Below are 9,811 nucleotides of genomic sequence, written 5' to 3'. Positions count from 1 at the left end.
AAAAATCTGCTGGATATTATTAACGCGTCCGAGAGGCAGATCGTGGTTCTATCTGCCGTATCAGGCACTACAAACAGTTTAGTAGAAATTAGCCAGGCTTATTTGGCCGGCGATAAAACTAAAGCGGCTGCTTTAATTACCGCTTTGAAAGATAAGTATGAAGTATTTATAAAGGAACTTTTAGCCAAGCCCGAGTTTTATAAACAAGGCAAGGAAGTTATAGACCATCATTTTGGTTTATTGAGTAACCTGGCTAATGATCTTTTTACATCAATTGAAGAGAAAATAATATTGGCGCAGGGAGAGTTGCTTTCGACCACCTTGTACCATGTTTATTTAAAGGAGATAGGTGTGCCATCGGTATTGCTGCCCGCGCTTGATTTTATGAAGATTGACGAGGATAACGAACCTATTGTTGATCATATCACTACGCACCTAACGCCGTTATTAGATGCGCACCCTAATAATAACCTGTTTATTACCCAGGGCTACATTTGTCGTAATGCCTTTGGCGAAATTGATAACCTGCGCCGTGGCGGCAGTGACTATACCGCATCATTAATAGGTGCTGGCATACATAGCGAGGAGGTACAGATTTGGACCGATATTGACGGTATGCATAATAACGACCCGCGTATTGTAGAAGGTACCAAACCCATTGCGCAGCTATCATTTGATGAAGCCGCCGAGCTGGCCTACTTTGGCGCAAAAATTTTGCATCCGCAAAGCGTATTCCCGGCACAGCGGTATAAAATACCTGTGCGTTTGTTAAATACGATGGATCCGCAGGCCAAGGGTACTTTGATAACTAATGACAGTGAGAAGGATAAAATAAAGTCAATAGCGGCTAAAGATGGCATTACCGCTATAAAAATCAATTCCAGCCGTATGCTGCTGGCTTATGGTTTTTTGCGCCGTGTGTTTGAGGTGTTTGAGCGCTATAAAACATCAATAGATATGATAACCACATCAGAAGTGGCCGTATCATTGACTATTGATGATACCACTCACCTGGATGAGATACTGAACGAGCTTAAAGCTTTTGGCGCTGTCGAAATTGACCGCGACCAAACTATTATATGTGTAGTAGGTGATTTTAGTGCCGAAAAACAAGGCTATGGCTCGCGCGTGCTGGAAACTTTAAAAGAGATACCGGTAAGGATGATTTCCTACGGCGGCAGCAAACATAACCTTTCGGTTTTAGTTAAAGCCGAGCATAAGGTGGAGGCTTTACGCAGTTTGCATAAAGGATTGTTTTAAGCCCCCTAACCCCCTAAAGGGGGAATTAAGGAGCGTATTGTTATTTTATTATTTAATATAAAAAGTCTCACCCTTTAGGGGGAGATTTAGAGGGGGCTACATGTTTAACACCGATACCATTACCCATTTTGAAACTTTAGAAACACCGTTTTATTATTACGACATGGGTGTGCTGCGCGCTACGCTACAGACTTGCCACGCGGCATCTTCTAAATATGGTTTTCATGTGCATTATGCCATGAAGGCCAACTTTAACCCCAAAGTGCTTGATGCCGTACAAGCGGTTGGCTTTGGTGCCGATTGTGTGAGCGGTAACGAGGTTAAAGCGGCTGTTGAACATGGTTTTGGCAATAAAAACATTGTTTTTGCAGGGGTAGGTAAATCCAACAAGGAAATTAACTACGCCCTTGATGCTGATATATTTTGCTTTAATGTAGAGTCGGTACAGGAGTTGGAGATTATCAATGATCTGGCGAAAGCCAAAAATAAAACAGCCGGTGTAGCTATACGCATAAACCCAAATGTTGATGCGCATACCCACCACTTTATTACTACCGGGCTGGATGAAAATAAGTTCGGTATTAATACCTGGCAGTTGGATGAGGTGGTAACCACGTTACGTAATTGCGCTAACCTGCAATTTTTAGGCATCCATTTTCACATTGGTTCGCAAATAACTGATATGGAGGTGTACCGTAGCCTATGTATACGTATTAATGAGATACAGGAGTGGTTTGAAGATCATAACTTTACCGTTAAAGTATTAAACGCAGGTGGTGGTCTGGGGGTTGATTATTATAATCCCGACGGTGCTATTGCCGATTTTGAAGGTTATTTTAAAGTATTTAAAGACTTTTTAAATATAAAGCCCGGACAGGAGGTCCATTTTGAACTGGGCCGTGCGCTGGTAGCGCAAAGTTCCGCGTTAATATCAAGGGTGCTGTATGTGAAAAACGGACAGCGTAAAAACTTCCTGGTGTTGGATGCCGGTATGACCGAGCTGATACGCCCAATGTTATATCAGGCCTATCATGTAATTGAGAATTTAAGTCAAAATTCAGCTACTCACAACTCACAACTCACCACTCACAACTATGATATAGTTGGCCCAATATGCGAGAGTACAGATTGTTTCCGTAAGGATGTGGAGTTTCCGCAATCGTATAGGGGCGATCTTATAGCTATACGAACCGCAGGTGCCTATGGCGAAGTAATGGCTTCGGGCTACAATTTGCGCGATAGGGTGGGGAGCGTTTATTCGGAATAATTTCTTCGTGTAATTTTTACACTATTTTTTAAAAATATTTCTAAATTGCCTAAGTTTACAGTGAATTTAAAATGTACTAAAGACATTTATTAATTAAATTTACTTTGTTAAACAAACCGCTATTTTTTAGCCTATTATAAACCATACATGAGTGATGATCAATTAGTGATCGGTGTTGACTATGGCACCGATTCTGTGCGTTCAATTATAGTGAACGCTAAAACAGGCCGCGAATTGGCCTCTTCCGTTTTTTTATATCCACGCTGGCAAAAAGGACTCTACTGCAATGCCGCGCAAAACCAGTTTAGGCAGCACCCGCTTGATTATGTTGAGGGGCTTGAACAAACTATAAAAAGCTGTATTAAACAGGCCGGCGGCGATGCCATTGCCAAACAGGTTAAAGCCATATCTGTTGATACCACAGGCTCAACCCCCGTTGCCGTAAATGCGCAGGGTGTACCATTAGCATTAACACCGGGTTACGAAGAGAATCCCGACGCGATGTTTGTTTTGTGGAAGGACCATACCTCGATAAAAGAAGCTGCCGAAATAAATGAACATGCTACTAAATTTGATATTAACTATCTGCAATACGTAGGCGGCATTTATTCATCCGAATGGTTTTGGGCTAAATTACTTCGCACCTTAAGGGTTAATGAGCCAATACGTAAGGATGTATATTCATGGGTAGAGCATTGCGATTGGGTGCCGTTTTTATTAACCGGCGGTACTGACGTAGCAGCAATGAAACGCGGTCGTTGCTCTGCGGGGCATAAAGGATTATGGGCCGCTGAATATGGCGGTTTGCCGCCTGATGAGTTTTTTAGCTCGTTGGACCCGTTATTGAAGGGATTTACAGAACGCTTATATAAAGATACCTATACATCTGACGAAGCAGCCGGAACATTGAGCGCCGAATGGGCACAACGTTTAGGCCTGAATACTGATGTGGTAATAGGTGTGGGTGCATTTGATGCCCACATGGGTGCCGTAGGCGGACAAATAGAGCCTTATCATTTAAGCAAGGTAATGGGAACATCAACCTGCGATATTTTGGTAGCACCAAATAAAGATATGCAGGGCAAACTGGTTGCCGGCATTTGCGGGCAGGTAGATGGTTCAGTTATACCCGGTATGGCGGGTTTAGAAGCCGGGCAGTCAGCCTTTGGCGACTCGTATGCCTGGTTTAAAAATCTGATAGCATGGCCATTACAGTTTGTTGAAAATGCCGAAGAAAGGCAGCATATAGAAAATAAGATCATAGCCGAGTTAAGTAAAAAAGCCGCTGAATTACCTTTGGATGAAAAAGCCGAATTATCTGTTGATTGGTTGAACGGTCGTCGTACTCCTGATGCTAACCAACTATTAAAAAGTGCCATAACCGGTTTAAGCTTAGGTAGTGATGCGCCGCGCGTTTTCCGTGCAATTGCAGAAAGTACCTGCTTTGGTGCCAAGGCAATTGTTGAGCGCTTTAATAACGAAGGCGTGCCTGTTAAAGGGCTGATAGGTATTGGCGGTGTGGCTAAAAAATCGCCATACATTATGCAAATGATGGCCGATATATTACAGATGCCTATCCGCATACACCAGTTTGAACATACCTGCGCGTTAGGTGCGGCCATGTTTGCGGCAACAGCGGCAGGCATTTATCCAAAGGTTGAGGATGCTATGACAGCAATGGGCGGTGGCTTTGATGCTACTTATACTCCTGACGCGTCGCGCGCTGCCTTTTATGAAAATAGATATAAAAAATTTAAAGAACTGGCCGGTTTTATTGAATATCAAACTGCTAAATAATGAGTAAATATCAGCATATAAAAGAACAGGCATACATAGCTAATATGCAGTTGCCTAAATTGAACCTGGTGGTTTTTACGTTTGGCAACGTAAGCGCTGCCGACAGGGACCTTGGGGTTTTTGCTATTAAACCAAGTGGCGTACCTTATGAGGATCTTTCGCCCGAAAAAATGGTGATCGTGGATTTTGATGGCAAAACAGTTGATGGCAACTTAAGACCATCGTCAGATACTAAAACACACGCGGTATTGTATAAACAATGCGCAGAAATAGGCGGTGTATGTCATACCCATTCAACTTATGCTACGGCATGGGCGCAATCGCACCGCGACATACCTATTTACGGCACCACACATGCCGACCATAACACCGTTGATATACCCTGTGCACCGCCTATGAGCGATGATATGATAAAAGGCGACTATGAGTACCAAACCGGCTACCAGATATTAAACTGCCTAAGAGAGCGTAGTTTAAATTATAAGGATATCGAAATGATATTAATAGGTAACCATGCGCCGTTTACCTGGGGTAAAAATGCCGATAAGGCTGTTTATAACAGCGCGGTATTAGAAGCAATTGCACAAATGGCGTTATTGACCGAGCAGGTAAACCCGCAAGTTTCGCGTTTAAAAGAGGCGCTTATTAAAAAGCACTTTGAACGCAAGCACGGGCCTGATTCGTACTATGGTCAGTAGGCAATAGTCATTAGGTCATTGTATCATTAAGTCATTAATTTTAATCATTAATTCAATAATTCACTAATTCACTAATTCAATAATTAATTTGATGTTAGATCTAAAAAAATTAGAAGTTTGGTTTGTAACCGGCAGCCAGCATTTATATGGCGATGAAACCTTAAAAAAGGTAGCCGAGCATTCGCAACAAATAGCAAAATCATTAAATGATGCAGCGCAGATACCGGTACAGGTTATATTTAAACCAACCGTAAAATCTTCGGAAGAGATTCAAAGTGTACTACAGGAAGCAAACAATGCCAAAAATTGTATTGGTGTTATTGCCTGGATGCATACTTTTTCGCCTGCCAAAATGTGGATAGGTGGCCTTAAAGTATTACAAAAGCCATTATTACACCTGCACACGCAGTTTAACCGCGATATTCCATGGGATAGCATTGACATGGACTTTATGAACCTTAACCAAAGCGCTCACGGCGACAGGGAGTTTGGGTTCATGGTGTCACGTATGCGTATTAACCGCAAGGTAGTGGTTGGCCATTGGCAGGACCCTGAGGTGTTGGAGCAAATAAACGGGTGGACACGTGTGGCAGCAGGCTGGTATGATTGGCAAGGTGCTAAATTTGTACGTTTTGGCGATAACATGCGCTATGTAGCGGTTACTGATGGCGATAAAGTAGAGGCCGAAATGAAGTTTGGTTTCTCTGTTAATACCCACGGTATTGGCGACCTGGTGAAAGTTATAAATGCCATCAGCGATGTAGAAATTGACCATTTAACTGCCGAATACGAAGCTAAATATGCTGTTGTTGAAGCCTTGCGTAAAGGCGGCAGCCAATACAATTCGCTTCGCGAAGCTGCTAAAATTGAGTTAGGTTTAGAGGCGTTTTTAAAAGATGGAAATTTTAAAGGCTTTACCGATACGTTTGAAGATCTGCATGGTATGGTACAACTGCCGGGTATATCGGCGCAACGTTTAATGCGCAAGGGCTATGGCTTTGCAGGTGAGGGCGACTGGAAAACCGCCGCGCTGGTACGTGCCATGAAAGTGATGGGCAGTGGCCTTAAAGGCGGTAACGCGTTTATGGAAGACTATACTTATCACTTTGATCCAGGCAACCCAATGGTATTAGGATCGCACATGCTGGAGATATGTGAGTCGATAGCCAGCGGACAGCCAAAATGTGAGATACATCCGTTGGGTATTGGTGGTAAAGCCGATCCGGTGCGTTTGGTATTTAATGTAGCAGGTGGTCCGGCGCTTAATGCGTCGTTAATTGATATGGGTAACCGTTTCCGTTTACTGGTAAATACTGTTGAGGCTGTTGAGCCGCAACACGACCTGCCTAAACTGCCTGTAGCCCGTGTATTATGGAAACCATACCCGGACATGAAAACCGGCTGTGCTGCCTGGATACTGGCCGGTGGTGCGCACCATACCTGCTATAGTCAAAACCTTACTGCTGTTAACCTGGAAGACTTTGCCGATATAGCCGGAATTGAATATGTACTGATTGATCAGGATACCAAACTTCGCCAGCTTAAAAATGAGTTGAAGTGGAGCGAGGTTTATTATAGGTAAGAAGATAAACAAATATTTAATTGTCATTCTGAGCGTAGCGAAGAATCTATACACATGCTACTAACGTGTGTATAGATTTCTCACTATGTTCGAAATGACATTTTTATTTATCCTACCAAGCCCTCAAAAAACTCCCCTCTAAAATCATTGCTAAAATGTATCACATTAGGCAGGTGTTTAAACTCATCTTGCTGGTGGGTAGTTGTTAGTACCACACATTCCATGCCCGCGTTGGCGGCGGCTTCGGCGCCTTTGGGTACATCTTCAAATACCAGGCAATCAGTAACAGGTACGTTTAATACTTCGGCTACTTTTAAATAGGTTTCTGGGTGCGGTTTGCTTATTACTACATCGTCCGCGCTTACTATTGCTTTAAAATAATGGCGTATGTTCAGGTTATCCAGCACAAAATCAATATTAAAAGGTATGGCTGCCGACCCTATCGCCATTAAAATCCCTTTCTGGTAAGCCTTCTCTAAAAACTCACTCAACCCGGGTAATAACTGCAATTGCGGTAAATATTCCTGCTGGTATCGTTTTTCTTTTTCAAGCGATAAGGCGTTCATTTCATCCAACGTAAAACGGTTGCCAAACATACGCACCAGCACTTCAGGATTTTTGCCATACATCTGCGGCTTTACTTCGTCCCAGGTAAAATTGCCACCCAACTCTTCATTTAATAAATTCATCCAGGCCCGGGTATGGTATTCCATGTCGTTTATCATGGTACCATTCAGGTCGAAAATAAAGGCTTTCATCCGCGTTTTGTATTAAGGCGCAAACTTAAAATTTACAACGTTAAAACGGTAAAAAACCGTCAAATAAAAATCAACGTATATTAATTACACAAATTGGTTAGTGTGTTATAGCTAAAAGGAATCGGTAACATTGGGTTTATCCTACAATTCCTTTTAGAACAGCCCCTTGCAGAGATGCCCGGGGCTTTTTGCTTTAAGGTACACTTATTTCAAAATATGTCAATTTTTTGTTGTGGTGCAGCCATTACTGGCACTGTTGTTGTATTTATTGGTATAACTACATAAACGAAAAATACTATGAAAGATCAATCAAGAGTTATAGCAGCGCTGTTAATAGGCGCGGCAGCAGGAGCTGCATTGGGTTTGTTATTGGCACCAAACACTGGCGAAGGGCTGAGAAGCGATATTGCTGATTATGTTAATGATTTGGTATCATCAGCAAAAGATAAAGCACAAGCTACCGCAGGCAACATAAAAGATTATGGCAATAATGCTATTGAAAAAGCAAAGTCAAGGTTTAATGGCGAGTATGATAACTTAGCTGATAGGGCCAACAATTTAAGTGATGAAGTTAGAAACGATGCCAATAATCATGTTGACGCCGCAAAAAATAAAGTAAAAAGCACATCAAATAATATAAACGAAGCTATACAGCAAGCCTAATTAACTATAAAATAAAAAAACCTACTTATAAGTAGGTTTTTTTATTTTATGTCATTATGGGTTGATACCTTAATAAATATTTTATATTTTTACATCAGGTTATTTTAATAGGGGTATTAAATAGCTATAATTAGCCATCCGTTTTATGCGGGTGGCTTTTATTTTTTACGGCTTATTGATATGCTCCTGAGTTATCAATACAAACAGTTGGTCATCCTCTACCGATTCATCAAAATATTCAGTAAGCAGTTGTTTAATTTCTGCACGGTTCAAAATGGTCGCAATAAAATTACCTTTGCGCCGGTAATACAATAATTATGAAATATAAATTAGGCGATTTTGTGCGTTTTGTAGACGAAAAAATGGAAGGGTTTGTTACCCGTATTATTGATGATGAGATGATAGGTGTAACTGGCGAGGATGATTTTGAGATACCCGTACCTGCCAGTAAAGTAACCACGGTGCATGGCTATCAATCAGGAAAGTCCACTAACAGCGATGTTATTGCCGAACAAAAAATACCTGCTGCCGAATTTATTACCAAAGGTATTTACCTTGGTGTGGCTAATGATGCCAAAGCAGGTTCTGTAGTGCACTTTTATTTGATAAATACTACCGATTATATTTTACCCATAACTTTAATAACCGAAAAGCTTGGAATAGCTAAGGGCGAATATGTTGGTATTGTACAGCCAAAATCAAACATTAAAATATACTCGGCACAATTGGCCGATCTGCAGTTATGGCCAAAGCTTATTTTAAATGTATTGTATTATACTACGCAAAGCGTAAAGATACCAGGCCCCTTAACTGTTGAAGAGAAATTTAAAGCTAAAGATTTTGCAGGCACTAAAAAAAATCTACCCCTGATGAAAGAACAGGGCTGGCTGGTGCAGTTAGATAAACCCGACCTGGTTATTGATGCTCAAAAATTGAAAGAAAGCTTTTTTAAACCGGCTGAAGAGAAGATAGCTATTGATAAACCAGTACAGGAGGTTGACCTGCATATTGAGAAGCTGCGCGGTGACCATGTGTTTTTAGATAGCGCCGAAATATTTAAACTACAACTGGCCCATTTTAATAAAGCGCTGGATGCCGCTATTGTGCACCAACTGCCTGATATTACTTTTATACATGGTACCGGCAATGGTACATTAAAAAACGAGCTGCATAAAATACTGGGCAAGCACCCCAAAGTGCAAACCTTTATGGATGCCCGTAAAGAAAAATTTGGCTTTGGCGCTACCCGCGTTATACTTAAATAAGCTTAATCAGGTACCTGCTTTAAATTTTGAAACACCATGTCTAGTATTTGCTGGGTGCTATCGGGGTAATTTACTTTTACGGGTTTGCCACTAATTAGCCAGTCAAATATCACATCATTATGTTTGGGTTTCAGGCTTTTTATAACCGGCACGCCCATCTCTTTTAGCATGGCTGCGTTAAGCTGCTGTTCGTACTGATTTTTCATAGGTATAACCAGTAACTTTTTTTGCATAAACAAGGCTTCGGCAGGGGTTTCAAAGCCACCGCCACATAGTACGCCCGCGCTTTCGGCCATGCTTTTAATAAAGGCTTCATTGTCAATAGGCTGTATAAATACATTTTTATGTTTTACCACCTTTTTATTATGCTTCGAAAATACATCCCATTGTATATCCTTAAATTCAGTAAGGCGTTTTATAAGTCGCTTATCATCATAAGCGGGTAAATAAACGGTATAATGCCCTTTATTGGTTATCACCTGCTCGCGCACTTGCTGGCGAATTACCGGTGTAAATATATT

The 9,811-nt window shown here is 41.5% G+C and carries 9 protein-coding genes; 7 read left to right on the top strand and 2 right to left on the bottom strand.

Going from position 1 to position 9,811, the window contains the following annotated elements; translation table 11 throughout:
• The 5 genes from ABI367_RS14795 to araA form a co-directional block, all read left to right on the top strand.
• Window positions 1-1,260, top strand: a 1,260-nt coding sequence (locus tag ABI367_RS14795) for an aspartate kinase (RefSeq protein WP_462227298.1), incomplete at its 5' end; no start/stop codon positions are given.
• A gap of 100 nt (window positions 1,261-1,360) precedes the next feature.
• Window positions 1,361-2,527 carry a diaminopimelate decarboxylase gene (lysA, locus tag ABI367_RS14790; RefSeq protein ID WP_462227297.1) on the top strand — a complete coding sequence of 389 codons (1,167 nt, stop codon included), beginning with the start codon at window positions 1,361-1,363 and terminating at the stop codon, window positions 2,525-2,527.
• Between the two features lie 147 nt (window positions 2,528-2,674).
• On the top strand, window positions 2,675-4,324 hold the full coding sequence (locus ABI367_RS14785) for a ribulokinase (RefSeq protein WP_462227296.1): 1,650 nt from the start codon (window positions 2,675-2,677) through the stop codon (window positions 4,322-4,324).
• Window positions 4,324-5,022: an L-ribulose-5-phosphate 4-epimerase gene (locus ABI367_RS14780; protein ID WP_462227295.1), complete on the top strand. Its 699-nt coding sequence runs from the start codon at window positions 4,324-4,326 to the stop codon at window positions 5,020-5,022. Before ABI367_RS14785 ends, ABI367_RS14780 begins: the two co-directional genes overlap by 1 nt.
• A 91-nt stretch (window positions 5,023-5,113) precedes the next feature.
• A complete protein-coding gene (gene araA, locus ABI367_RS14775; protein WP_462227294.1) occupies window positions 5,114-6,604 on the top strand; it encodes an L-arabinose isomerase in 1,491 nt (496 codons plus the stop codon).
• A 107-nt stretch (window positions 6,605-6,711) separates the two neighbouring features.
• Here the strand turns inward: araA and ABI367_RS14770 are convergent, their stop codons facing one another.
• Window positions 6,712-7,362 carry an HAD family hydrolase gene (locus tag ABI367_RS14770; protein ID WP_462227293.1) on the bottom strand — a complete coding sequence of 217 codons (651 nt, stop codon included), beginning with the start codon at window positions 7,360-7,362 and terminating at the stop codon, window positions 6,712-6,714.
• Window positions 7,363-7,659: 297 nt separating this feature from the next.
• On the opposite strand from ABI367_RS14770, the gene ABI367_RS14765 reads away from it, so the two are divergent.
• Window positions 7,660-8,025, top strand: a complete 366-nt coding sequence (locus ABI367_RS14765; RefSeq protein WP_462227292.1) for a YtxH domain-containing protein — start codon at window positions 7,660-7,662, stop codon at window positions 8,023-8,025.
• 317 nt (window positions 8,026-8,342) lie between these two features.
• Window positions 8,343-9,290 (top strand): Smr/MutS family protein, encoded by a 948-nt coding sequence (locus ABI367_RS14760; RefSeq protein WP_462227291.1) that lies wholly within the window; start codon window positions 8,343-8,345, stop codon window positions 9,288-9,290.
• A gap of 2 nt (window positions 9,291-9,292) precedes the next feature.
• On the opposite strand, the gene ABI367_RS14755 is transcribed toward ABI367_RS14760, so the two are convergent.
• Window positions 9,293-9,811: glycosyltransferase family protein (locus ABI367_RS14755; RefSeq protein ID WP_462227290.1), on the bottom strand; the 519-nt coding region annotated here is incomplete at its 5' end.

This window comes from Mucilaginibacter sp. (assembly GCF_039935595.1).
Taxonomy (GTDB): Bacteria; Bacteroidota; Bacteroidia; order Sphingobacteriales; family Sphingobacteriaceae; genus Mucilaginibacter.
This window is presented reverse-complemented; position numbering and strand designations above follow the sequence as displayed.